This is a genomic window from Enterococcus sp. AZ128, assembly GCF_051714485.1.
In the GTDB taxonomy this organism is placed as follows: domain Bacteria; phylum Bacillota; class Bacilli; order Lactobacillales; family Enterococcaceae; genus Enterococcus_A.
On record NZ_JBIORZ010000001.1, the window covers coordinates 164,373 to 190,127 of the forward strand.

Here is a 25,755-nt window from a genome sequence, read left to right on the forward strand (position 1 = left end):
TAAGAAGGGTGTTTATGAAAAGAAAAATAGCTATCAATTTTTTTTATCAAGCCTCTTATCAAATTTTGCTTATTATTCTACCTATTGTAACAATTCCAATTGTATCAAAAGCATTAGGACCAAGTGGGATAGGAAAATATAATTATATAAATTCTATAGTAGCTTATTTTGTACTTGTCGCAGGTTTGGGGATGGCCAATTATGGAGTGCGGGAAATTGCTATTGTAAAAGATGATAAGCATAGTTTATCAAAAAAATTTTGGGAGTTAGAAAGTTTTAATATTTTTTTTTCTAGCGTGACTATATTCATATATCTTTTGTGGTGTCTCATTTTTTCTAATACCATATATTTTCTAATTAGTGGGATTTTGATACTAAGTAATCTATTTGATATTACTTGGTTTTTTTCGGGAATTGAAGATTTCAAAAAAATTACTATTCGGAATTTTATTATAAGGATAAGTAGTTTCATATTAATAGTTTTTTTTATCAGAGACAAGAATGATTTGTTTCTCTACTTTGTCATTAATGTACTCAGTACTTTTGTCTCACAACTAAGTTTGTGGGTTTCTATTACAAAATATATTTATTGGGTCAAAGTTACTTTTAAAGATTGCCTTTCACATTTCAAACCGTTATTGTCTTATTTTATCGCTAAAATTGCAGTAACACTATATCAAAATGCCACAAAAACGATATTAGGATTAATGACAACCATGACAATTGTAGGGTATTATTCAAATTCATTTTCATTAATATTGATGTGTGGGAATGTAATCAATGCAATGAATACGGTATTAATCCCTAGAATGAGTAGTTTGTACGAAAATAATAATGAAAAAAAATGATGGAAATGATTCAAAAAACGATACATTTTCAACTTTATTTTACTATAGCGATTATGTTTGGGATTATTTTACTTAATGACAAGATAGTAAATTGGTTTTTTGGCTCTAATTTTTCTGAGATAAAAAATATACTTCCATTGCTAGCACCAGTGATAGTTACACAATCTTTCCAAATGTCAGTGGCAACTCAGTATTTAATTCCTAAAAATGAAATGAAAGAATATAATATTTCAGTATTAATTGGTGCAGCTATTACAGTTATGACTACAGTACTAACTATACCATTCATAGGTGTGTATGGTGCAGTTATTGGTATAAATCTTGGCTACTTTGTAGTTTCAATTTTACGTTTAAAAATGTTACTTCGAGATACTAATTTTCGTATTGAGTATACTAATGTACTAAGATGGATATTTTCAGGAACCGTCATGTTGTCAATTGGAATCATAGTTACTAAGAACATGACATCGTCTTTACTTACCACTTCAATTCAGGTCCTATTAGGAGGTTTTATCTATCTTAGTTTAACTAGTCTTTTAGATGCGAGTCCATTAATGGATATGTTGAGAAAGAGTAAGTAGAAAGTTGTAAAGTGGGCCAGTTTGAGTATTACCAGCAGGTATTAAATCTAGTGATTAATTTGCATGACCATATATCAAAATAATTAATGTGATTGATTGAATCATGGCTTCAGTCAAAGTATGAAAAACTTAATAAGGGAGGAGGTTAAAGTTTGAAAATATCAGTTGTCGGACTAGGCTATGTTGGCCTAGCAAATACTTTATTATTGGCACAAAAAGAACAAGCTAAAGCATATGATATTGTTTCAGAGAAAATTGAAATGCTGAAAGCTAATCACTCACCTATAGAAGATCAAGAAATCCGTGATTTTCTTGATCTAGATGACTTGAAGGTTGAGTTCACTCAAAAGTTTGAAGAAGCAGTAGAGTTCGGTGACTATCTAATCATCGCAACACCAACGGACTACGACGAAAAGAAAAATTACTTCAACACATCAACAGTTGAAGATGTCATTGAAAAAGCTTTAGCTATTCGACCAGATGCAACCTTCATCATAAAATCCACGGTTCCAGTGGGATATACTGAGGAACTAAAGAAAAAATACAATACTGAGAATATCATCTTCTCGCCAGAATTTTTACGAGAAGGTAAGGCTCTTTATGACAACTTACATCCTTCGAGAATTATAGTTGGAGAATGTTCTGAACGTGGTCAAGAGATTGCGAATATGTTTCTAGAGAATGCTCATGATAAAGATGTACCAGTATTGTTAACACATTCTACAGAGGCAGAAGCAATCAAACTATTTTCGAATACATATCTTGCTTTGCGTGTGGCATACTTCAACGAGTTGGATACCTATGCTGAATCAAGGGGTCTGAATACAAAGCAAATCATTGAAGGTGTTGGATTAGATCCTAGAATTGGCTCTCACTATAATAATCCGTCATTTGGTTACGGTGGTTATTGTTTGCCGAAAGACACGAAGCAACTGCGTGCTAATTATGATGAGGTTCCGAGTAATATTATTGGAGCGATAGTAGAGGCAAATACTACACGTAAAGATTTTATCGCTGAACAAATCTTAGCGAAGAAACCAAAAGTTGTAGGCATCTATCGTTTAACAATGAAAGCTAATTCTGATAATTTCCGTTATTCATCGATTCAAGGAATCATGAAGCGTTTGAAGGCCAAAGGAATTGAAGTCGTCGTGTTTGAGCCAACTTTAGATGACGAGGAATTTTTCCATTCAACCGTTATTAAGGACTTTAAAGAGTTTAAAGATATATCGGATGTGATTGTTTCCAATCGTTTCGAACCGGAACTTCAAGAAGTCGAGGAAAAGGTTTATACGAGAGATATATTTGGACGAGATTAATAAAAAGAATAAAACTATATTGAAAGCAGAGGCCTCCCGCCTCTGCTTTTCTTTAAACTTTCCTTGCGAACGGCCCCTTTTTAATGAACACTTTAGGATGTTTCGATATAATTATTTGCTATAAGAGTATCGAGGAGGGGATTGGATGAAGAAAATTATTGCAGGTATAGTTTCTTTTATTGCGAGTTTTGGGATGGTTTATTATTTGGTCATGCCGACTTTGCAGAATTATCCCCGGTTGGATGCGATGGCGCAGCGGTTTGAGTATACGGATGAGGCGTTGTGGGTATTCATCTTCTTGAGTTTATGGTTGTTCTATTGGCAATGGGAGCAGCGGAAGCTATGGAATATCTATTTGTATTTATTTTACAGCTGCTACTTTTTATTGTTGTTTATCATGCTCTTTACGAAGGCGCGGGCGTATCATTCGTTTAATTTAGATCCTTTTGAATTGTATTTAAATAATGGGCAGCAGATCATCGAATTGATCTTGAATACAGCCTACTTTATTCCTTTGGGATGTCTGTACGGTTTTCGGGCAAAGCCGATGGAAGCGGCTGTGGTTGCGTTGATTACGATTATTGGGATCGAGACGATTCAGTATGTGTTTTATATTGGGACGTTTGATATTTGGGATATCATTACCAACTTTACGGGTTGTGTGATTGGGTATCAGTTATGCAGGTTGCTGAAAAGAAGATTAAAATAAGCGGTTAGGTTTTTGCCTAGCCGTTTTTTCGAACAAAAAATTTGTTTCTGAGGCTCATTAATGTTAACTTACAATTAGTAAGTGAGGTGCATGAAGATGGATTATCTTTATCAAGAGGGAAAACCAACTGGCAAGAAATTTATTCTGCTCCATGGAACAGGCGGCGATGAAACATCGTTATTAGACATGGCGAAATTTTTGGATGCGGATAGTACGATCCTTTCTTTTCGCGGAAAAATCAAAGAAGATGGCATGAATCGCTTCTTCAAGCGTAACGGCCTGAATCAATTTGATTTTGAAAGCTTAGAAAAAGAAACCGATCATCTGTTGGAAGTGATCACAGCAATCAGTCAGGAAAAAGGAATCCGTCTAGAGGAGTGGGTCTTAGTCGGCTACTCGAATGGTGCGAATATTGCGGCACATCTAGTATTGGAACGAGAAACGACTTTAACCAAAGGGATCTTTTTCCACCCAATGTCGTTAGAAGTGCATACACAATCATTTAATTTAGCAGATAAAAAGATTTGGGTTTCTTATGGCGGCGTCAATGATCCGATCGTCAGCGAAGCATCTTTTATGGAATTAGTCGCGGCATTCCGCGATCGAGGGGCGAATGTTACGGTTGTTGAAACACCTCATGGTCACCAAGTCTCAATGGATGAAGTTCAAAACGCTCGCGAATGGCTGAAAGAGTAGTGACACCATTTTCGGATGTGGTAAAATGAAGCGAAGGGGTGACGCAATGGCAGACTCATTTGATTACAAAGGCTTGACCTTGACACCAACGGACTTGGCATTTAACGATGATGAATTACAAAAATTATTGACCTTTGAAGGAGCGATCACACATGAACGCTTGAAGGGTTTCAATTTTCATTATTTCTTGATGCCGGAATATGATTTGAACGGTCTATTGGCAAAGCTCGGTGATGCCGAACGCAAGGCGAAAAGAATTTACCACATCAAAGGACAGCTTGTTTCCAGTGATTTGAAAAATCTATCGGTGGACGGCTATTACATGCCCACCAACTGGGGCTTCATGCATGTGGATAGTCATAAATAAGAGGCGGAGGAGTAATCTTTCGGCTCTTATTTTTATGGGATTTGATAGAGGGAGTCGATCAAAAAAAGAGAACTGATTTGAGAATCAGTTCTCTTTCCGACTTACAATGATTATTAAATCACTGCTCTAACTCTTTCTGCCATTTTTTCAGAGTTTCTATATCCACTCCACTAGCCTCTGAAATTTGAGGCAAAGGAAGGGAAAGTTTTAGCAAGTTTAAAACAAGGGTTCGTTTCTCTTGTTTGAAACGTCCCCCGTGTCAAGGACACTTTAAGAAAAAGGAAGATAACTTTTCAGGTAGTTGTTGCTACAGATGTTCAACTATTTTTAGGTGGTGTGACTCCTTTTATTGGATACTCTCCCGTTGTTATATATTGATAGTACTCATTAGGGGATAGCTTAGCTAACTGCCATTGATAGCGTTCATTATTGTAATAGGTCATCCAATTATCTATGATTATTTTTACTTCATCAAACCCTATGCATTGACTAATATTTATTTCATCTTTCATATGACCATAGAAACTCTCTTGAGGAGCATTATCCCAACAATTTCCTCGACGCGACATTGATTGTCTTAGTTTTTTGTCTTTTACTAGTTGAATGAAGCTGTAGCTCGTATAGTGAAACCCTTGATCACTGTGAATTAATGTTTTCGTTGTTAAAGTTTCACCGTGATCATTCATCATTTGATTCATTGTGTCTAAAACAAAATCTACTTCCAACGATTTACTGAGAACATATGCCAATATTTGCTTGGTATAAGCATCCAATATCGTTGATAAATAACAGAATCCCTCATTGTATGGAATATATGTGATATCTGTTAGAAGTACAGCTCTTACACCATGCGTTGTGAAATCCCGGTTTAACAGATTCTCTGCTACATTGTTTGTTTTTAACGCCTTAGATATTCTTCGATATGGATTTGCCTTACGTATAGGGCAAATTAATCCATATTTTTTCATTAAGTGTCTTATTTTTTTAACATTCATCACTATTGGCGGTGTTTGATGTAACAACTTCATATGTATACTACGTGCACCTTTGGCGTAGCCTCGACAATTATATGCATTTAAAATTTTTTCAAAATCAACTTTATCTCTATCCTCTTTTTCTTCGCGCTTAGGCGCATTTTTCACCCAGCGATAATAACCAGAGCGTGAAACTCCTGCAATCTCACAAAGCATGACGGCTGACAATACATTGTCCTCTTGAGTCAGCATCTCATGGATAATCTTAAACTTACAACTGGATTCGCTCATGTTTAGTCGATTCGTTTTGAATTGTTTATTTTTGTAATTTTTTTTAGAAATTCAACTTCTTGACGCAAATATAAAAGTTCATGTTGTATTTGCTTTAATGATTGCGGCGAAAGCTCTTCTTGTAATTGAATTTTTTTAATACTTGCTCTTTTACTGCGATTTTCTCCTTCTTTAAAACCTTCTCCTGACATTGCTTGATTTTTTATTCTTTGAACAAGACTATCGATTCGTTTTTGAGGAAACATTGTTACGTCGTATCCAAGATCGCCAATAATTTTTTTCGGTGTATTTCCAGCTTGATAACTAATCCAAAAGTCTTCTTTAAATTTTGCGGTAAAGTACATTTTTTTAGGAGTGACTTTTAAAGTGTATTTGTTAGACTCTAGTTCCTTCATTTGTTTCTTAGTATATTCTTTCATTTCGTCTCTCCTACTAGATGCTTTGTTATATATTAACATCTTCCCGAAGATATTTTTATGTCCACTTTAGAGGGATATCCCTTTTTCTAAGTGTCTACTTTTAGGGATCCCTTCTTCTTAATCTGTCTACTTTATAGGGTATATTTTAGTTCACGACCTTCTTTTTGACCTTGCTCTAGACCTTGTTCTAGTCCTTGCTTTTGTCCCTGAAGGATTCCTCTTTCTTCGGCTTCTTCAATCGCCGTAGCAAACACGGCATCATGGATCGCTTTTGATTTATCGATTTTCATGATCATCTCTTTTTCCTCGCTTTCCAATGTTAAGAAATCTATTTTTCGCTTCGCTTCTTTCAAATACTCGGGGCTGTCACTTAAAATTTCTCCTGTTTTTAAAAAGTATTGCCAATGGTACGCAGGGCTTTTCTTAGCGACGTTTTGATTTTTCAAACTTAAGAAACACAGAATCAACAGTTCTTTTCCGTCTCTATTTTGAAAAGGACGATAGGTTTCTTCATTCAATAGACGAAATAACTGTAACGCTTGTTCATTCCGATCAAACAGATGAAAGTCCACGATATTGATGCCATATGCCGGTCTCAGACTGGAAAAATTATTTTTCTGCTCTACTTCGCTGGCTTCTAAATTTCCAAAAGGAGAACGAAAGGCTTCAGCCAAATAGAAAACCGCACGCTCATGGAAATAGGCATGAGATTGAATCTGGCATTCGATCGTCGTATGGCTGCCGTCTTCGGCGGTCGCTAATACATCGACTTCTGTGCGAAAAATCGCTGTTTCCTTATAGGTCTTTTTATAGCTGTCGATATGGTAGGTTTCTTTTGGCTTCAGTGACTGGAACTCTAATCCTAATAGATCCTTGATAAACGCCTTTAAAATGTGGGATGAATCTTCGGAGGTCAGCATCTTTTTAAACAATAAGTCATTCGTCGGTAAATATTTCTGCATTGTTTTCCTGCCTTTCAGATAGCGCTATTCCCTACACTGAAAGACCTTTTTGTGTCTATAGTATATCACGGAAAATAGCTTGCTAACGAGTTTCTTCTATATCAAAGATACGCAAGCGAAGCAGATTAACTGCAAAATTAACGAACAGTAACGCAAAGATATGGTGCACCTATTCAAGAAGAGAAGGGCAGAATTCAGCTCTCCGATTTTGGATCGCCGCAGTGGAGGTCCGGGTCATCTTTATTTCGATGTTTCTTTCGACGAATCCAAGCGAGGAATCCTTTCTGAGTATTTGGTTGTTCCATGGTATCAGGTTGCTGCTGAATGGATTCTGGAATTTTGACAGCAGGTGGTTGCTGAATGGTTGTTTTGGGCAATCGTGGTGCGCTTATTAATACTGATGGGAGCGGGACGATTGGCGATAGAGTCATCCTTTTAGCTGTTTTGGCCTCTATAGTAGTAGTTCGTGGAACTTGTGAATCCCTTTTTTGTTCTGTTTTAACTAGTGCGGGTTTATTCGCTTCTAAGGCGGTGATTGGTTGTTCATTTTGAGCGGGTTGTTTAAGGGTATTTTGCACTGCAAGCTCCGTATCCAGTGCCACATCAAAAATCTCTTTTTCGATAGTGGTTACGACTTTCGCCGTGACGACAGATTCGAACAATTTTACGCCGTTTTGTTCAAAAATATCTAAGCTGGTCAATAGCTCGCAAGCTTCTTTAAGCGTTGCATCAGGCAGATCGTTATCCACACCTTTGTAAGTCCAGTTGTGTTTTCTGCCGAGGCTGTTCATGAATGTAGCGACTAAATCATGGGTCATTGGCTCTGTTCCTTTCTTCGTTTTTATGGATAGGGAAGTCGGTTATTCTCAAGGCTCGTTGGTTTCATCGGGACGGACTTTTGAAATCAATGAACGAATAAACGAGCGTGCTTTTTGTCCGAAGTTGCGAATAGAAAACACTCTTAGACGCAGCGTGCGCCATTCAGGTGCCATGAAGTAATCTTCGAAATAATGAAAGAAGCGTTTCATGGTACGAGTAGCCTTCGTATTCATGAAAATCTCACGAACAAGGTCCTTCAGAATGAAGGCAAAGTCTTCAGCGCCGAGCTGATGCCTTACACGTAACGCTAAGATATATTTAATAGTGAGACTACTGTTTTGTGTTTGGTAATAGTAGGCAGTAATGCGTTTTTCCAATGTTTTTGGTGTTAATTGGAACAGCTGCCGATGATTCAAGGTCTGTTCAAACATGGTGATCTCCTCCTAAGTGATCGTTATGTAGTGCATATTTTCTATCTGAAGAGGTAGCAGCGTCCTGCTTGTCCTCATTACTTTTTTTCATTGACGAGTTCAATCGATGACTACAAGATAAAGGATTTTTAAAATAAATGCGAACCGCAATTTCGATTTAGCCCCCTCAATTTCGAACGTTTTGTGCCTAGAAATGTTGAAAGACCGTCAGAAACATTCGAAATTGAAGGGGGCAATTTTAAATTGCGCGTTGACTTGATCGGTTCAATAGGAGTAGAGTGGAGAGTTTGCGTCCTAATTCTTGATTAAAGTAGAAAAAAGACTGGATGGAGGAGCCATCCAGTCTGAATCGTGCTTATTGCCAATTTTCCCAATCAGGAATCTGGCTCGCTGGTACATAGTTTTTGTGTAACTTATGGATACATGTCTACCGGCCTGCTCAATTTACCAATTAACAGCACAAGAAGCCGTTCATCTACTAACTATTATGAATTCAAAATGATCCAATCAGCGAGAGAATGAAGTTCTCACCGATTGGATCATCAGTTTCTAAGTTATGGGGTTAATTGAATATAGCGGTATCCAGGAGAATAGGCATTTATATTTAAAAAGAGGTTATTGTAGTTTTCTCTTGCAAAAATATAACCAACAGTGAAGGTACCAGTTTCACCTGGAGCAATTGAACGCATCTCTTCTGGGTCTTCTACAACAAGATCATCAACGATTTTATCGACGGTCGTGGGCAGTGGATGGGCAGGACTCTCAATGTAACGATAAGGATTGAATGGATCTGATAAGTCCTTGTGTATTAGGAACGTCTCGGTTGGTAAGGTTGTAATAATATTTCCCTGTTTGGCTAACTGTTCCACCTGTAGCAGAATAGGGGAATAATTCCTCGTTTTATCCTGCACATTTTTAACCTTTAGTTCAATTTCTAGATATTTTGGTTGTATTTTAAACTCTCTGATTTCTCTATCTGTAGTGTTTTTTCCATCTCCACGTGTATATTCTGTTGCTGTAATCGGCTGAAGCTTGCCGTTCTTATCCCACTTCTCTCCGAAGTCTTGTTCCTCATACGTTCCAACTTTCATTCGCTTCTTTAAGATGGATAAGTATTTCGGAGCAATCCTATTGTTAAGAGTTACCTTGGATACAGTGATTTCCTCCATAGGGGCACCGTTGATGTCGATTGTACTAATGCCCTCATTAAGTTGGACTACCTGATCTTTGTTATTGCTATCTAGGGTCATGGGGTCAACAGTCCCGATCCTTTCTGCCTCGTCTTCAGGAGTCAGGTAGTCAAAGCTCATTGTTGCTTCTTCTTTGGTAGCCACATTGACTAAGGACAGCTGATCAAGAATCTTTGTGATCTCTTTTTCCGAAATATTGCCATAACATTTCAGCTCAACAAACTTATTTTGTTTCTCGAAAAATTTTCTCCCTACGACTGCATCTATCTGGTCAAAACTATCGACTTTTTCAAAAATATAGGCGGAGCCTTTTGACAGCTTGATTTCCTTATAATCTTTCACGTAGTCATCGATAACCGTGTCATTTTTGTTTAGCTCATAAAGTGTAAAGGTTATTCCTCGCACATTTTCCAAAGCCTCGAGAGCTTCTTCGTTCTCCGAAGAGACAGCTATATCCTCATAAAAGGAAAATTCTATAGGGTCATCATAAACCTTAAAATACTTGGGCACATAGTCAGCGACTAATCGGTAATTACCAGTATCCGGTTGTTGAGGAGCGGGTTTATCGATTTTTGTCGTGAGCTGATAGTTCTGCTTTTCAACAGTGATCTCCCAAAGCTTTGCGGCAACATAGGTTCCTACTGGAAGAAATAGCAATACGAGCACAGCGATCATTACTAATTTACGTTTAGAAAAGGTGGCTAAAACGACAGGCTCTGTCTTTTTCAAGCGTGTTTTCTGTAGGATATTCTCTTTATTCTCAGCGGAATAGCTATTGCTGTAATGCTCTAAAATTTGATCGAGTGCTTCATCAGAAAGCTTCCCTAATGGGTGTTCATCATATTTTTTTGCCATTTCGATCCGCTCCTTTGCTTAGTGAAAATAAAAACGTCATGTCCTTTTCATCATAGGCTTGCTGCAAAATCTTCTTCCCACGATAGAGATAATTATTCACTGTTTTTAGTGGGATTTTAAGCTCTTCGCTAATCATCGCTGGTGTGTTTTCAAAAATATAGCGTTGTAAACAAATCTCACGCATCGGACTATTCAAACTATTGATCAAATGAACCATTTCATCGGTAAACGTGCGATTTTCTTCCGCTGCTGGGACATTTTCAAGTGTGAAATCATCATTGAGAAGGTAATCTTTCTGACTGCGTTGAATCTTATTAATACTGAGGCTTCTTGCGATTAAGATTAGATAATTCTTAAGCGATCCGCGCTTAGGCTGATACTTTGACGGAGCTTTCCATATCCTTAAAAACGTCTCACTAACAATTTCTTCAATATCCTGCGGATCATGATTTTTGCCAAGTATTGATAAAGAAACGACCCAAAGCAGCTTCGAGTATCTGTCAATGAGCATCTCAAACGCTTCTTCGTTCCGTTGTGCTATTTTTTGCAACAATTCCAAGTCTTCCAAAAGATCACTCCCTTTCAATTGTTTCTATCACATATATATACACAGTAAGATCGGGAATATACTAGAAATTTTTCGAATTTTCTACGAATTAAGTTAGGAGTTAGAATTATCATGTCTATCCAATAGATTAAATCGTCTATTAAAGCGTGTGCTGAAGCTAAAAAAATTAGTTAATAGTTAGGGCTGCTAAGTAAGAAAATCTACATTTTTGCGAGCAATCTACTGATTGAAGCTTGAACCAAACATTTCTAAAGGCGACAGTCGATAAAGCAGTTTTAGGAATTTACTGAATTTTTTCGGTGTATCTGAACTGCCAAGAAACCTAGTTAGTACATCCCCACATTCTATGATAGAATGCATACGGAATTAACGACAGGAGACAAGCGTATGTATACAAAAGAAGTTTTCAATAATAAAATGAATAGCTGGATCAATATTGATGCGGAGGATGCGGATGAATTGAAGAATCTGTATCGCGACTATGGGATCGACAATGAATTTGTGGATTATTCGTTGGACCGGAATGAACGAGCGCATTTGGATTATGATAAGGTGACGGATGTTTTACTGCTGATCTTCAATGCACCGAATCGTCGGAAGATCGACAATCACTATGAGACGGTGCCGATGACCTTTATTGTGGTGAATCGTACGTTGATCACTGTGACGAATCAGCAAAGCAAATATTTGTATTTTGAGATTAAGAATTATTTAGAAAAGAATCCGAATAGTACGTTATTTGAGTTGCTGTTTGGCAGTCTCTTCACGATTTCTGATCAGTATTTTCCTTTTGTTGAAGGGATGGATCGTGACCGGAAACGGATCAGTAATTTATTGAAGGAAAAGACGACGAAGCAAAATCTATTGTTATTATCAGATTTAGAGACAGGGATCGTGTATTTCGTTACGGCTTCACGGCAAAATGTGCTATTAGTGCAACAGATCAAAAGTCATGGTATCTATCGCCAGTTGAGCGATCAGGAAAAAGAACGCTTGGATGATGTCTTGATCGAAGCGCAGCAATTAGTGGAAATGACGCAATTGTCTTCACAGATTTTGCAGCAGTTATCTGGTACGTACAATAATGTCTTGAACAACAACTTGAATGACACGATGCGAATCTTAACCGTGTTATCCGTACTATTGACGATTCCAACGATCGTCTCGGGCTTCTTCGGAATGAACATGCCGTTGCCGCTGGAGCATAATGCTTCAGGCTGGATCATCACGATCGTCGTCAGTTTGTTGCTATGGTTTGGATTGTCTTATGTGTTGCGGAAGTTGATGAAGTAATACCAGATTTTCAATAGACTTATGATTGAATTGCTGTAAATTAGTAGTAAAATATGCTGCATTATAATTGAAGTGATTAATATGTTAAACATTAAGCCAGTTTCTGATTTGCGTAATTATAATAAATTACTAGAGCAAGTAACCACGGATGAGCCTGTTTTTCTGACTAAAAATGGTCATGGAAAATATGTAGTTGTAAATATTGAAGATTATGATCGTTTGAAAACGAGTTTGGAAATCGTTGAGAAGCTAAGCAGAGGTTTGGCGTATGAGCTACACTATTCGATTGACAAATGATTTATTGTTAGATATCGAGAGTTTGAAAGAATATCTCGTTACTAAATTTTCAGATAGTATATCGAATGAGGGGATCAAACAGATTTTTAATACCTTTGATTCATTAATAGATTTTCCTAAAAAAAGGAAAGACGCAGCAAATCTTATGTTTGTTTTTAGTGGATATAGATATTTACCATTAGAAAAAAATATATTGTTTTATTTGATTGACGAATAAAAGCAAGAAGTGACCTTATTGCGACTATTTTCTGTAAATGAAGATTTCATGCAAAAATTTGATTCTTTTATTGACGAAGAATAATAGTTTTTTGCTTTATTTGAATAAAAAGGCTTCGACAACACTTATAAAGGTGCTGTCGAAGCCTTTTACCATTTTCACTGCAAATTTGTCTGAAAGAACTCTGTCATTTTATCAAAGGGAATGATGTCTGTCTGATCGTACAAATCTGTATGCGACGCACCTGGAATAATCATCAATTCCTTATTATTCCCTGTCAGCTGCTTAAAGGCATCCTGGCTGAAGTATAAGGAATGAGCTTTTTCACCATGGATCAGCAACACGGCATTTTGAATTTCGTTACTGAATTGCAGGATCGGCATGTTAATGAAGGATAATGCGGAGGTAACGTTCCATCCATTATTAGAATTCAGCGATCTTGCATGGTAGCCGCGATTAGTTTTGTAATACGCGTGATAATCTTTTACAAATTCTGGTGCGTCTTCGGGAAGCGGATCAATCACACCGCCGGCTAAGGCGTAGTCGCCATTTTTATAGTCTTCTGTCCGTTGTGTGTTCAATGTTTTTCTAAGCTCGTAACGAGCATTTTCGTCCGTAGCATCAAAATAGCCCTTAGCGTTCACTCGAGAAATGTCGTACATTGTCGAAGTCACGGTTGCTTTGATGCGGGTATCAATAGCTGCCGCATTTAAAGCCATACCGCCCCAGCCGCAGATGCCGATGATACCGATTTTTTCGGGATCAACGTTGTCTTGAACGGACAGAAAATCGACAGCAGCTTGAAAATCTTCCGTATTGATATCTGGTGAGGCAACATTTCGAGGGAAGCCGCCGCTTTCACCAGTAAAGGATGGATCAAAAGCGATCGTCAAAAAACCTCTCTCAGCCATTGTTTGTGCATATAAACCAGATGATTGTTCCTTATCTGCCCCGAAAGGTCCGCTGACAGCGATAGCCGCTAATTTTTCATTGCCATTTTTAGGTTCATATAAATCAGCTGCTAATGAAATGCCGTAACGATTATGGAAGGTGACCTTTCGATGGTTGATTGTTTCGCTTTTTGGGAAAACCTTGTCCCATTCTTGTGTCATTGTTAATTCTTCTGTCATTTGTTTCGCTCCTTTGATGTGCTGATTGACAAGTCCTAACTGACTATATTACTATGCTAATACCTAAACTTGACTTTAGGTCAAGGGATAAGTTGAAAATAATATAAAAGGGAATGCATTAAAATGAACGGGAGGAAAACGATGTATACAATTGGACAAGTTTCTCAAATGTTTGATTTACCAGTATCTACACTGAGATATTATGATAAAGAGGGGCTATTTCCAGAGATTCAGCGAGTATCTGGTATTCGAAAATTCTCAGATAATGAGTTGGAGGCCCTGCGAGTCATCGATTGTTTGAAAAAATCTGGGTTAGAAATCAAAGATATCAAGCAGTTCATGGAATGGAGTAAGCAAGGAAGTCAAACCTTTGAAGTGCGTAAGAACCTTTTTGAAAAACAAAAAGCAGTTGTTGAAGAGGAGATAGCAAAGCTAAACCGAGTACTCGATATGATCCAATACAAGTGCTGGTATTATGATGAAGCGCTGAAGCTAGGCGGTGAAGAGCGGCTCCAAGCCATCACACCAGATGAAATGCCTGAGAAGATTAAAACCCATTACGAACATTCTCACTGAGGATAAAAAAGGACGAGATTTCCATTTAGATTGGAAATCTTGTTCTTTTTTTATTGAAATATTTTATAAGAAAAAAATATTTTGGAAAAAGGAACACAACGAGTGCAGAAGATGCTACCTTAAGAAAGTGGTTAGTGCAACAGTAGTGTCGGATACTATCGATAATTTTGCATTATTTGCTATCTAATAGTAGGGGGAGATACTGTATATCCCATAAAACATGGATTCCTTGCACTAGAGTAAGTGCAATCATTTCATATTGTTACTAGAAACACAAATCACTATAGTTAAGGATGTAAGGAGAGAGCATAATGCAACAGATAACGAAAAGACAGATTCAAGTCTTGCTGCAATTTCTTGAGAATTCAGAACCAGTGACGACCAAGGAGTTGGCAAGTCAGCAAAATGTAAGCGTGCGCACGATCAAGTATGATCTGGACGATATTCGTTTGTGGCTTCAGGAGCGAAAACATGATCTGACTAGTAAAAGAAGTCAGGGTGTTTGGCTGGAATTGAGCGATTCCGAACGAATCAAGTTGAAAAGTGAGCTGATGGATGTTGATCGGTTAGAATTATTCGCGGATCAGACATTACGGCTGGATCGACTAAGTATTCATTTAATGCTCACTAATCAAGCGATCACGTCTTATGAGCTAGCAGAACGCTTGATGGTCAGCAAGGACACGATCCTTAATGACTTAGAAGTTCTAGAGAAACAACTGAACACGCAAGGGATGGCACTTAAGCGTTTGCCTCGGAAAGGCTTTTTGATCACAGGCCCAGAACATCAGGTTCGACTGCTGATCGAAGAGGTCTTGCAAAAAGAACTGACGGACTATGACATCTACAAAATCATGGAACTGCTCTTGCAAAGTGAAAAGCAAGAAGGCTACGAGCTTTATTCAGCAAAGGGGACGGCATTTCAAGAAGTCTTCAATCATGTCCTTGCGGATATGCGCCAGTTACTGAAGCAGATCGATACCGCTGAATTGAATTATGCGGAATTGCTGAACATGTTGATTCGGGTGGCGATCGCAACGGTTCGTTTACAGAATGAATACACGATCGGCCGTTACCAGTTGTTGAATGATTCCAAGGAACAGCAGGAACTCTCTTACTTATTGATGCAGCAAGTTTTTGCCCAATATCAGTTGCCTTTGTTTGAGGATGAATATCGCTACATTTATAGCGATACCTTTGAAAATGACCCGCAGCAAGATGTGATGGCACTAACGGAGAATTTGATCCAAAAGGTGAGTAAAAAGATCAGCTACTCCTTCTCTAATGATCCGCAGTTGCTGACCAATCTTTATGCCCATTTATCGATGCGGTTGTCTCGTAAACAAAAATTCGTAAATGAGTACAATCCATTCAAGGATGATATCAAAGCTAAATATCCTGAACTGTTTGATGCGATCGAGACGGTCGTAAGGCGAGAGATTCAAGGGAAAAGCGTACTGATCAATGATTCTTTCATCGCCTACATTGCATTGCACTTTCTTGTTTCTTATGAGAAAGCCGCGGATTCACGGAGTATTCGGGCAGTGTATGTCTGTTCTACTGGTTTAGGGGTAACAAGTTTGATCAAGCAAAAGATATCAGAAGAGCTTTCGAATATCGAGATTGCGGCATTTGCCTCGGTGTTGAATGCTCAAGAGGTTATTAAACAAAAGGAACCGGAGTTAGTCATTAGTATCTTTCCAATTGAAGGGATGGATTGTGAGTTCATCAAGGTTCACCCGCTGCCGACGAAACAGGATCTGGAAAAGATCCAACAGGCGGTCAAAAAAATCTTGAGCCAGTCACCGCAAAAGGGTACCAAAAAAGTGCGGTTGGAACCGACTGGCAACCGAACATCGCTGGAGGATTTCAGCAAAGAGCTGATTTTACAAGCGTATACGATCTACGAAAAGCTGTTGTGCTTGTTTGAAAAGCAGCTGAATCAAGAGTATCGCGAGGCCTTTCTGCTGCATGTATTCTTGATGGTTCATCGAATCACCTTTGATCAGCAATATATGATGGAAGGAAATAAGATGGATAGCACGGAAACAGCGGCTTCATTGTACAACCAAGAGATCGAGCAATTGTTCGCTGAACATAATTTAGCGATCAATCAATCAGAGATTAATGCATTATTTGCTTATATCAAAGGATAGTTAAACATATCTATATGAAAAAGGATGCTAGTTCTGCTTTTTGCAGTTTATAAGTACATCTATATGAAGAAGGAGGAAATGAATGATCGTGTCTGGAGAAGCGTTACAAATTATTTCAACCAGTGAATACCAAAGAGAATTAGAAGAATTGATCGACTGGTTGAAAGTTGAACTCGGAGAGGCAAACATCGAACCGACTGACTTGCAATGGACCATCCTGATCAATCATCTAAATGAAATGCTAAGACGTTCGAAGGGTCAAGAGGCGATTCCAGAAGTTGATCCGGAAATGTTCAGCGAAGTATCAGAAGAAGCATTGCGGTTAGCTGATGGTGTCGTCCAAAAAATCAGTAATTTATCACAAGACGAAATGTATGTCTTATCAATCCATTTTGAAACAGCCAAACAAAACTAATCTAGGGGGAAAAATAAATGATCACAGTAGTAATTGCAGACCGTATGGGTAAAGGACAAAACGTAGCAAAAGGTGTAGAAGCAGCAGGCAGCAGAGCAGTTGTTGTACCGGGAATGGGCGCGGATATGCGTTTGGGTGATGTGATGCAGCAGGAAAACGCGGACATGGGAATCTCATTTTGCGGCAGCGGCGGCGCGGGTGCGCTAACGGCGGCAACAAAATATGGATATCCAGAACGTCATGGGATGCGTTCGATCGAAGAAGGCGTAACCGCAATCAATGATGGAATGACCGTTTTAGGTTTTGGTTTCATGGATCAAGAAGAATTAGGCAAACGATTAGTCGAAGCTTTTGAAAAGAAACACAATTAGGGAGATGAGCAAATGAGTATCCAAGATTGCCAGCAAGTCATCGTAACAGTCGAAGGCAAGGGTGATTCGAAGCAACATGCATTTGCCAGTGCACTAGGAGATATCCAAAAGAAAATGATGCAGGAGTCAGAAGTGATCTTGCGCATTGAGCCGATAGAAGTCGAAGTAATCAAATCAATAGAAAAAACATACAAAGAACGGTTTCTCTTTTTCTTCTTTCCGAGGAAAAGAACAAGCTATCATGTGGAGCTGGAAGTAACGGTCAATGTGACGACGCTTCAAGTGAATGAAGTGACATTTACACAAGAAGTGACGGATGATCCTGACAGTATTCAAATTCCTGTCATCTCAAAAAAAATATAAACCTAATGGAATGATAAGCGTCATGAGAAAAGAACGCATTTTCCGTATTGTAAAAAGTGAATACCAATTAACGAATAAGGAGGAAATAGAATAGTGGAGTTTACAGTTATTTTAATAAAATCAATTATCATCGGCGGCTTGCTCGGTTTTTCTGCCTCGATGGGGGCGGCACGGATGTTTCATGCGCCAAGTACGCAGGGATTGGGTGCCTTTCGTACACTAGGAGAAATGAACGCGTGTATGGGCGATCCAGCATCGCATTTTTCATTTGGATTAGGCTTTTTCTTCAATGCTTGGGCTTCAACAGTTGGAGCGGGAGCATTTACACAGGATGTTACACATCGGATCATTCCGAACTGGGCAGCATCGGTCTTATTAGCTAAAAATAAAAATGTTTCAGAAACGATGCATGATCCAAGAAAAATGGGCTTTGTCGGTGCAGTCGTTGGTGCAATCGTTGTCGCTTTCTTAAATTCAACTGCAGCCGCAATCCCGGCAGCTTTGCAAGTAACCGCAGTAGCTGTATTAGTTCCAGCCGCAACAACTTTGATCAACATCGTAATGCCGGTCATCTTCTGGTTGGCAGCATTGGATGCAGGAAAACGGACTGGATTCTGGGGGACATTATTCGGCGGAATCGCACAATTGATCATGGGAAATGCCGTACCAGGGGTGGTACTAGGGATTTTGATCGGTAAAGGTGTCGATGAAATCGGCTGGTCAAAAGTAACGAAGATCATGATGGTCGCAATCGTTGCCTTGTTTATCCTCAGCGGCTTCTTCCGCGGTTTCGACTTAGAAATGCTGAAGAGCTTCAATATGCAAGCGCCAAATTGGTTAGACAATATTCATAAAGCAATTACTTTCAATTAATTAGATGAACGAAGTGTTGGATGAAAATAGAATACTATAAAGAGCAATCATAATTTTAGGGAATGATACTGAATGAATAATTTGTAGGAGGGAAATAAATGGATAACACAGAGGAATTGGAAAAAGAACGATTAGCGCTTTCTGAAGAGAAAAAAGCGAAGAGTTTCTGGTATGCTGACTGGGCGTTTCCTATTACAGTAGGAATTATGGCGGCGGCAGTATTTGCTGGAACGCATATGTATGTGACTCATGGCGTTGGTGCTTTTAACGAGGTGTCGATCGTAGCGATGCTGAAGGCAGGGTTAGACGGCGGCTCGTATGGCGCAGCGGCAGCATTTGGAGCAAGTTTCTTATTTGCTCGTATTTTGGAAGGGTCGCTGGTTGGGATTCTTGATTTAGGCGGATCGATCCTGACAGGGATTGGGATCGGGATTCCGGCGATTTTCCTAAGTATGGGCATTCGAGCACCGATTGATAATTTTGCTTTGTCATTAATTACGGGGGCTGTTTTAGGTTTATTAGTCGGCGGTGTAATCATTTTAATTCGTAAATTTACGATCAACCAAGCGAATTCGACCTTTGGTGCAGATGTAATGATGGGTGCCGGAAACTCTTCTGGACGTTTCTTAGGCCCGCTGATCATCTTAAGTGCATGTGGTGCATCAATTCCTATTGGGATCGGCGCAACTTTGGGCGCATTAGGCTTCTATGCTTGGAAGAAACCGATTGCCGGCGGCGCGATCCTCGGAGCAATGGTACTTGGTACAATCTTCCCAGTAGCGTTACAATAGAAAGAAGGCCAACGAATGTTTGATTTATTAATCAAAAATGGAAAATTAGTGAACGGTGAAAAGATCGATGTAGCAATTAAGGATGGTGTGATCTTAGCGGTAGACGCGGAGATCGAATCCTCTTCTAAGGAAGTCCTTGATTTAGAAGGAAAGCACTTTCTGTCAGCGGGATGGATCGATGATCACGTTCATTGCTATGAAAAAATGACGCTTTATTATGATTACCCAGATGAAATTGGGGTGACTAAAGGCGTTACGACAGTGATTGATGCTGGTACGACGGGTGCGGAAAATATCGGTGATTTTTATGATCTGATCAAAAAGGTGAAAACGAATGTTTATGCGCTGGTCAATATCTCGAAATGGGGAATCGTCGAGCAAGACGAATTGGCTGATCTGACAAAGATTCAAGCTGATCTGGTACGCGATCGTCTAACTGAGCTGCCTCAATTTATTGTAGGGATTAAGGCTCGAATGAGTAAAACAGTTGTCGGCGAGAATGGCATCACACCGTTAGAGTTGGCCAAAGACATTCAACGAGAAAATAAAAACCTTCCATTAATGATCCATATCGGTTCGGCACCGCCAGAGCTGCATGAGGTCTTGGAATTGCTAGATGCAGGGGATGTATTGACCCATTGCTTTAATGGCAAGCCTAATGGGATTTTGGATAAGGAAACAGGTCAAATTAAGGGTTTTGCAAGAGCTGCTTACGAGAAGGGGATAGTCTTTGACATCGGTCATGGGACGGACAGTTTCAACTTCCACGTAGCGGAAACAGCGTTAAAGGAAGGAATCAAAGCGACGTCGATCAGTACAGATATCTATCATCGCAATCGTGAGAATGGACCTGTGTATGACTTAGCGACTACGATGGAAAAGCTGCGGGTTGTAGGTTATTCGTGGGAAGAAATCTTGGACAAGGTAACAGGTGTACCTGCAAAGTATTTCCATTTAGAGAAAAAAGGCCATTTAACAGCAGGCTATGATGCAGATTTGACGATTTTTGATCTGGTAGACGGAGAAAAGGCGTTAACTGATTCAAATGGTTACACTCGGGTGGCAAAAGAATTGATCCAACCGGTGAAAACAATTATTGGAGGCACCATTTATGACAACTAGTTATGACAAATTTGGCTTAAAGGAAGTCATCAACGCTTCAGGGAAAATGACTATTTTAGGCGTATCAAAGGTGTCAGAAAATGTTCTGGCGGCACAACGTTTCGGCGGTGAACATTTCTTTGAAATGAGTGAACTTTCTATTCAAACAGGCGCATATTTAGCGAAGCTGCTGGAGGTTGAAGATGCGCAGATCGTTTCTTCAGCATCGGCTGGAATCGCTCAATCAGTTGCCGCGATCATCGGAGCAGGCAGCGTGTATCATGCCTATCATCCGTATACGGATCGGATCAAAAAAAGAGAGATCATTTTACCGAAAGGACATAATGTCGATTATGGAACGCCAGTTGAAGTTATGGTAAATCTTGGCGGCGGTCAGGTTGTGGAAGCTGGTTATGCTAATGGCTGCTCACCAGAACAAATGGAGCTGATGATCACGGAGAATACTGCAGCGCTGCTTTATATCAAAAGCCATCATACCGTACAAAAAAGCATGCTGACGGTAGCGGACGCGGCAGCTGTCGCTAAGAAACATCAGTTGCCGTTAATCGTAGATGCGGCTGCGGAAGAAGATCTGTATAAATACAGTAAAGCGGGTGCGGATCTAGTAATCTACTCAGGAGCTAAAGCAATCGAAGGTCCTAGCAGCGGGTTGGTGATCGGTAAAGGAACGTATATCGAGTGGGTTCGTCTGCAAGGCAAAGGTATTGGCCGGGCAATGAAGATCGGTAAGGATAATATTTTAGGTCTTACCCAAGCTTTGGAAGATCGCTTAGAATATGGCAGTGAATCTGGTGAATCGATGAAAACTCGTTTGCACCCTTTTATCAACGAACTAAATCAAATCAAAGGGTTGGAAGCAAAGATTGTTCAGGATGGCGCGGGAAGAGATATTTATCGTGCCAGTGTAACAGTGCAAGAGAAATCGGCTACAGATGTGATCCAAGCATTAAAAGCAGAAAATCCAGCGATCTACACTCGAGAATATCAAGCCAATAACGGGATCATCGAATTTGATATTCGTTCGGTGGATCAGGATGAACTGGAAAAAATTGTGAATAGATTAAAAGAGATCTTGTAAGGCTGTTAATCCAGATCTACGCTGGATTGGTACTTATGTCATGCAAGAAAACTAAATACTACTATATGAGGAGTCTGAATAAATGTCATTAATCCCAAAATACTATAACGATCGAGTATGTCTGAATGTGCTAGCAAACTCAGTAGAAAATGCTCGTGATTGCTATGCAGCAGCGGAAGGACATGTGGTTTTAGGCGTGCTGTCAAAGAACTACGGTAGTGACGAAGTAGCTATCGAAGATATGAAGAAGTACCAAGAAGCGACTGAGAACGCGCTGTCTGTGGGACTGGGTGCTGGTGATCCAAATCAAAGTCAGATGGTTTCTCGTATTTCCGGCGAATTACAGCCGCAACATGTCAATCAAGTTTTTACCGGTGTCGGCACCTCGCGCGCATTGCTTGGGCAGAAAGACACAGTGATCAACGGATTGGTGTCGCCCTGCGGCAAAGTTGGCTACGTGAATATCGCAACAGGGCCATTGAGCTCTCAAACAACTGAAGCTATTGTTCCGATCGAAACTGCGATCGCTTTGTTGAAAGATATGGGCGGCAGCTCAGTCAAATACTTTCCAATGAAGGGATTAGCTTGCAAGGAAGAATACCAAGCCGTGGCAAAAGCCTGTGCTGAAAATGATTTTTACTTGGAACCGACTGGCGGGATTGATCTGGAAAACTTCCAAGAAATCGTCAAAATCGCTGTAGATGCCGGCGTAGAGAAAGTCATTCCCCACGTCTATAGTTCCATCATCGATTCAGCAACAGGTGACACGCGACCAGAAGATGTAAAGGTATTACTAGATATGGTGAAAGAGATTTTGTAGTTACGATAAAAGAGCATGGCGGCGAGCCATGCTCTTTACTTTTAAGAAGAGCTACTATCCAAAAAGGTAAGAGACGATCCGATAAATAATTGACAGCGCTTAAAAAATGATGTAAGTTAGGAGACAACTTGGAGAGGGAATCTTTCATATCTTTTTACAATTAACAGAGAAAAAGCGGCAACAAAAAATTTTCGTGCAATTAGTGAATTAATGTACAAAATAAATAGAGTAGGAGGAAACGAAATGATCGAAACTTTTGTATTTTCAAGTGAGAGTATTTTTTTACGGGAAGAAGATCAGGCGAAGGTCCACCAATTATTGGATTATTTAAAAAGCCGGAAGCAGCAAATCGGTATGGTCTTCTATGATCAAGCGATGATGAACCGGGTACTGCTGGAGCATCACCTAGCGGATTACTTAGATTTTTCAATCAATGGCGAAGATGCTGAGGTAGTTTCACAGGGGTTAGTCGACTTTCTGAAAGTTGAGATAAGTCATCAAAAGGTTAATTTCATCTCGAATTCTCTAGAGCAATTACATGAAGCCGAAGCGCTAGGATTCAAACCTATTTATATTGCAGAAGATTGTTATAAGGAAGATGCCCCTTGCCAAGCTTTTAGAGATTTTGATCAGCTGCACCTAGGTGTCATTGCAAATCGCTTTGAAAAATTAATGTAACGATTCCTAATTAAATAATTTTACAAAAAACCTTTGACAGTTTTAAAAAGAAAATTGTCGAAGGTTTTTCTTGTGTTATTTGGTGGTGTCTGTTTGTGCTGGAAAACAAAGGATAATATAATCAGTCTCCTTTAAATTAGAACTGCTCATAATAATCTCATAATAAATATAACGTTTTTGGATAATCATCGATTAGAGTTGTAACTGCTTGTTTTTATAGGTAAGCGCTTAAATCTTTGTGTTGACAATCTTTTGGCAACTGGTATAATCAAAAAATAAAATATTTTCCGAATTTTCTGAATAAAAAAACAAGCAATGAGAAATTTTAAGATTAGAATCGATAGTTATTTTTTAACCTTAATCTAAAAATATAAAGGTAGGGAGTTAATTATTTTATGGAGAAAGAACTACTACGGGTCGAAGAGCTTACAGTCAAATTTCGAACCTACAATGGAGAAGTAACTGCCGTAAATAATTTAGAGCTTCTATTGAATGAAAATGAAACACTGGGAATCGTTGGAGAAAGCGGCAGTGGAAAGAGTGTAACGTCATTAAGCATCATGGGGTTGCTAGAAGAGGCGACTAGTACGGTCAGCGGAAAAGCCTTGTTCAAAGGGACCGATCTGATCGCTATGAAGGAAAAGGAGAAGCAGCAATATCGTGGAAATCAGTTGGCGATGATCTTCCAAGAGCCGATGACCTCTTTGAATCCACTTCATAGATGTGGAAAACAAATCATCGAGTCCATGCGAATTCATACGGATATCTCGAAAGCCGACGCAAAAGACAAGGCGATTGAGTTATTGAAGCTCGTAGGCATCCCTGCACCTGAGCAGCGCTTCAACGAGTATCCTCATCAGATGTCAGGTGGGATGAGGCAACGGGTGATGATCGCGATGGCTTTAGCTTGTGATCCGCAGCTGTTGATCGCGGACGAACCGACTACCGCATTGGATGTAACGATCCAAGCTCAAATTCTAGAGGTACTAAAAGAATTAAGAGACCGTCTTAAGATGGGGATTATTCTTATTACTCATGATTTAGGTGTCGTGTCAGAAGTCTGCGACCGTGTAATCGTGATGTATACCGGAAAGGTTGTAGAGCAGGGATTGATTCGTGAAATACTGGACAATCCGAAGCATCCTTACACGGAGGGGTTGATTGCAGCAATTCCTAATATTCAGGACGAAAAAGGAAAACTCAGCAGCATCGAAGGTATGGTGCCACAGCTGGATAATATGCCGAAAGGCTGCAGTTTCCACCCTCGCTGTCCTTACGCGATGGCTATCTGTAAAGAGAAACGGCCAGCGCTCACGACGGCAGAAAATGGCCGCAAGGTCCGTTGTTTTAAATATTCAACGGAAGAAGAGACCGAGGTGACGACGTAAATGATGACGCAAAAACCGATTATTACGATGGAGCACGTTAAACAATATTTTGAGATTCGTGACAGTAAAGGAAAGAAGGGGACTCTGAAGGCCGTCGATGATGTTTCTTTGACGGTAAAAAAAGGCGAAACATTCGGCATCGTAGGTGAGAGTGGTTGTGGAAAGAGTACGCTTGGAAAAACCATGCTGAATCTCGGTGCGATAACGGATGGGACGATCGTTATCGATGGGCAAGATGTCAGTGCCTTCAAAAATCGAAAAGAGAAAGTGGCTTTTGGGTCAAAAGTTCAGCTAGTATTTCAAGACCCATCCGCTTGCCTGAATCCTCGCAATAAGATCAAAGATATTTTAGCGGAGCCCTTTCAAATCCATCATAAAAAAGAGATGACTAAAGCGGAGATCGAAGCTGAGATTGATCGTTTGCTGACGATGGTTGGGTTAGCACCGGATTACAAACATCGGTATCCTCATGAAATGTCAGGTGGTCAAAAGCAACGGATCGGGATTGCGCGAGCATTGGCTTTGAAACCGGATATCATCATTTGTGATGAACCTGTTTCTGCTTTGGATGTTTCGATCCAAGCACAAGTGATTAACTTGTTAGTAGAACTGCAGAAGCAGATGGGGCTGACGTATTTCTTTATTTCTCATGATTTGGGTGTGGTTTATCACCTGTGCGATCGTATCGCTGTGATGTATTTAGGAAATATTGTGGAATTAGCGGATCGCGACGCTTTATACAAGGATACGCTGCATCCATATACGAAGGCTTTGATCTCGGCTGCACCAACGATCGATAAAGAAAAAACAGACCGGATTGTACTGACCGGAGATGTGCCAAGTCCGGCGAATCCGCCCGAAGGCTGCAAGTTCCATACGCGCTGTCCATTTGCGATGGATAAATGCAGAACAATAGTACCTGAGTTACTAGAAGTAAAAGACAAACATTTTGTAGCTTGTCATTTGCATAGTAAAGCAGAGTAATTAGGCTGTCAGTTCTATTTTTGGGACTAGAGTGACGAGTGAAATGGCTATAGGTACGAAAGCCTAAACAGAGAATAATGAATTTGCTTGAAGCAAGGAGCTTCGTTGGCTGATACAAGGCATAAACTCAGACTTAATTTTTCTTTTGAAAAATTAAATACATTTAGCAAAAAA

At 39.5% G+C, this 25,755-nt stretch carries 30 protein-coding genes; 22 read left to right on the top strand and 8 right to left on the bottom strand.

Annotated features, from left to right (window positions below; all coding sequences use genetic code 11):
* The first annotated feature begins 14 nt into the window (after positions 1–14).
* From IGI38_RS00665 to IGI38_RS00690, 6 genes are all read left to right on the top strand, one after another.
* Positions 15–848 (top strand): oligosaccharide flippase family protein, encoded by an 834-nt coding sequence (locus IGI38_RS00665; RefSeq protein ID WP_438725566.1) that lies wholly within the window; start codon positions 15–17, stop codon positions 846–848.
* Entirely contained in the window at positions 848–1,429 is a 582-nt protein-coding gene (locus tag IGI38_RS00670) for a hypothetical protein (protein WP_438725567.1), read from the top strand. Before IGI38_RS00665 ends, IGI38_RS00670 begins: the two co-directional genes overlap by 1 nt.
* A 152-nt stretch (positions 1,430–1,581) precedes the next feature.
* Positions 1,582–2,748 (top strand): nucleotide sugar dehydrogenase, encoded by a 1,167-nt coding sequence (locus tag IGI38_RS00675; protein WP_438725568.1) that lies wholly within the window; start codon positions 1,582–1,584, stop codon positions 2,746–2,748.
* A gap of 145 nt (positions 2,749–2,893) precedes the next feature.
* A complete protein-coding gene (locus IGI38_RS00680) occupies positions 2,894–3,457 on the top strand; it encodes a VanZ family protein (protein WP_438725569.1) in 564 nt (187 codons plus the stop codon).
* Positions 3,458–3,553: 96 nt separating this feature from the next.
* The gene (locus tag IGI38_RS00685) at positions 3,554–4,153 is read left to right on the top strand and encodes an alpha/beta hydrolase (RefSeq protein WP_438725570.1); all 600 of its coding nucleotides are present in this window, start codon (positions 3,554–3,556) and stop codon (positions 4,151–4,153) included.
* 46 nt (positions 4,154–4,199) lie between these two features.
* The gene (locus tag IGI38_RS00690; RefSeq protein WP_438725571.1) at positions 4,200–4,520 is read left to right on the top strand and encodes a hypothetical protein; all 321 of its coding nucleotides are present in this window, start codon (positions 4,200–4,202) and stop codon (positions 4,518–4,520) included.
* Between the two features lie 317 nt (positions 4,521–4,837).
* On the opposite strand, the gene IGI38_RS00695 is transcribed toward IGI38_RS00690, so the two are convergent.
* From IGI38_RS00695 to IGI38_RS00725, 7 genes are all read right to left on the bottom strand, one after another.
* Positions 4,838–5,785, bottom strand: coding sequence for an IS3 family transposase (locus IGI38_RS00695; protein WP_438725572.1), 948 nt, complete (start codon positions 5,783–5,785; stop codon positions 4,838–4,840).
* A gap of 2 nt (positions 5,786–5,787) precedes the next feature.
* The gene (locus IGI38_RS00700) at positions 5,788–6,204 is read right to left on the bottom strand and encodes an HTH domain-containing protein (protein ID WP_438725573.1); all 417 of its coding nucleotides are present in this window, start codon (positions 6,202–6,204) and stop codon (positions 5,788–5,790) included.
* A 131-nt stretch (positions 6,205–6,335) separates the two neighbouring features.
* Positions 6,336–7,166, bottom strand: a complete 831-nt coding sequence (locus tag IGI38_RS00705; protein ID WP_438725574.1) for an Rpn family recombination-promoting nuclease/putative transposase — start codon at positions 7,164–7,166, stop codon at positions 6,336–6,338.
* 194 nt (positions 7,167–7,360) lie between these two features.
* Positions 7,361–7,984: a DUF2922 family protein gene (locus tag IGI38_RS00710; protein ID WP_438725575.1), complete on the bottom strand. Its 624-nt coding sequence runs from the start codon at positions 7,982–7,984 to the stop codon at positions 7,361–7,363.
* Positions 7,985–8,032: 48 nt separating this feature from the next.
* Positions 8,033–8,416 (bottom strand): hypothetical protein, encoded by a 384-nt coding sequence (locus IGI38_RS00715; protein WP_438725576.1) that lies wholly within the window; start codon positions 8,414–8,416, stop codon positions 8,033–8,035.
* A gap of 554 nt (positions 8,417–8,970) precedes the next feature.
* Positions 8,971–10,461: a hypothetical protein gene (locus tag IGI38_RS00720; RefSeq protein ID WP_438725577.1), complete on the bottom strand. Its 1,491-nt coding sequence runs from the start codon at positions 10,459–10,461 to the stop codon at positions 8,971–8,973.
* On the bottom strand, positions 10,445–11,029 hold the full coding sequence (locus IGI38_RS00725; protein WP_438725578.1) for an RNA polymerase sigma factor: 585 nt from the start codon (positions 11,027–11,029) through the stop codon (positions 10,445–10,447). The genes IGI38_RS00720 and IGI38_RS00725 overlap by 17 nt, the downstream gene beginning before the upstream one ends.
* Positions 11,030–11,416: 387 nt before the next feature.
* Between IGI38_RS00725 and IGI38_RS00730 the strand changes: the two genes are divergently transcribed.
* From IGI38_RS00730 to IGI38_RS00740, 3 genes are all read left to right on the top strand, one after another.
* Positions 11,417–12,322, top strand: coding sequence for a magnesium transporter CorA family protein (locus IGI38_RS00730; RefSeq protein WP_438725579.1), 906 nt, complete (start codon positions 11,417–11,419; stop codon positions 12,320–12,322).
* 81 nt (positions 12,323–12,403) lie between these two features.
* Entirely contained in the window at positions 12,404–12,619 is a 216-nt protein-coding gene (locus IGI38_RS00735) for a type II toxin-antitoxin system prevent-host-death family antitoxin (RefSeq protein WP_438725580.1), read from the top strand.
* Positions 12,620–12,623: 4 nt separating this feature from the next.
* Positions 12,624–12,836 (top strand): hypothetical protein, encoded by a 213-nt coding sequence (locus IGI38_RS00740; RefSeq protein WP_438725582.1) that lies wholly within the window; start codon positions 12,624–12,626, stop codon positions 12,834–12,836.
* Positions 12,837–12,994: 158 nt separating this feature from the next.
* Here the strand turns inward: IGI38_RS00740 and IGI38_RS00745 are convergent, their stop codons facing one another.
* Positions 12,995–13,966 (bottom strand): alpha/beta hydrolase, encoded by a 972-nt coding sequence (locus IGI38_RS00745; protein WP_438725583.1) that lies wholly within the window; start codon positions 13,964–13,966, stop codon positions 12,995–12,997.
* A gap of 141 nt (positions 13,967–14,107) precedes the next feature.
* Between IGI38_RS00745 and IGI38_RS00750 the strand changes: the two genes are divergently transcribed.
* From IGI38_RS00750 to IGI38_RS00810, 13 genes are all read left to right on the top strand, one after another.
* Positions 14,108–14,542 carry a MerR family transcriptional regulator gene (locus IGI38_RS00750; protein WP_438725584.1) on the top strand — a complete coding sequence of 145 codons (435 nt, stop codon included), beginning with the start codon at positions 14,108–14,110 and terminating at the stop codon, positions 14,540–14,542.
* Positions 14,543–14,853: 311 nt separating this feature from the next.
* Positions 14,854–16,698 (top strand): BglG family transcription antiterminator, encoded by a 1,845-nt coding sequence (locus IGI38_RS00755; protein WP_438725585.1) that lies wholly within the window; start codon positions 14,854–14,856, stop codon positions 16,696–16,698.
* Positions 16,699–16,780: 82 nt separating this feature from the next.
* Positions 16,781–17,113 (top strand): PRD domain-containing protein, encoded by a 333-nt coding sequence (locus IGI38_RS00760; RefSeq protein ID WP_438725586.1) that lies wholly within the window; start codon positions 16,781–16,783, stop codon positions 17,111–17,113.
* Positions 17,114–17,130: 17 nt separating this feature from the next.
* Entirely contained in the window at positions 17,131–17,484 is a 354-nt protein-coding gene (locus IGI38_RS00765) for a glycine-rich SFCGS family protein (RefSeq protein ID WP_438725587.1), read from the top strand.
* 12 nt (positions 17,485–17,496) lie between these two features.
* Positions 17,497–17,847, top strand: a complete 351-nt coding sequence (locus IGI38_RS00770) for a DUF4312 family protein (RefSeq protein WP_438725588.1) — start codon at positions 17,497–17,499, stop codon at positions 17,845–17,847.
* A gap of 93 nt (positions 17,848–17,940) precedes the next feature.
* Positions 17,941–18,720 (top strand): DUF4311 domain-containing protein, encoded by a 780-nt coding sequence (locus tag IGI38_RS00775; protein WP_438725589.1) that lies wholly within the window; start codon positions 17,941–17,943, stop codon positions 18,718–18,720.
* Between the two features lie 98 nt (positions 18,721–18,818).
* Positions 18,819–19,511: a DUF4310 family protein gene (locus IGI38_RS00780; RefSeq protein ID WP_429958295.1), complete on the top strand. Its 693-nt coding sequence runs from the start codon at positions 18,819–18,821 to the stop codon at positions 19,509–19,511.
* Between the two features lie 15 nt (positions 19,512–19,526).
* Entirely contained in the window at positions 19,527–20,633 is a 1,107-nt protein-coding gene (locus tag IGI38_RS00785; protein WP_438725591.1) for an amidohydrolase/deacetylase family metallohydrolase, read from the top strand.
* Positions 20,623–21,711 (top strand): DgaE family pyridoxal phosphate-dependent ammonia lyase, encoded by a 1,089-nt coding sequence (locus tag IGI38_RS00790; RefSeq protein WP_438725593.1) that lies wholly within the window; start codon positions 20,623–20,625, stop codon positions 21,709–21,711. The genes IGI38_RS00785 and IGI38_RS00790 overlap by 11 nt, the downstream gene beginning before the upstream one ends.
* Before the next feature lie 82 nt (positions 21,712–21,793).
* Complete coding sequence (dagF, locus tag IGI38_RS00795; RefSeq protein WP_438725595.1) at positions 21,794–22,531, top strand: 2-dehydro-3-deoxy-phosphogluconate aldolase; 738 nt, start codon at positions 21,794–21,796, stop codon at positions 22,529–22,531.
* 243 nt (positions 22,532–22,774) lie between these two features.
* The gene (locus IGI38_RS00800; protein WP_438725597.1) at positions 22,775–23,209 is read left to right on the top strand and encodes a hypothetical protein; all 435 of its coding nucleotides are present in this window, start codon (positions 22,775–22,777) and stop codon (positions 23,207–23,209) included.
* A 395-nt stretch (positions 23,210–23,604) separates the two neighbouring features.
* Entirely contained in the window at positions 23,605–24,597 is a 993-nt protein-coding gene (locus tag IGI38_RS00805) for an ABC transporter ATP-binding protein (RefSeq protein WP_438725599.1), read from the top strand.
* Positions 24,598–25,581, top strand: coding sequence for an ABC transporter ATP-binding protein (locus tag IGI38_RS00810; RefSeq protein ID WP_438725601.1), 984 nt, complete (start codon positions 24,598–24,600; stop codon positions 25,579–25,581). It abuts the gene before it with no gap.
* Positions 25,582–25,755 lie beyond the last annotated feature (174 nt).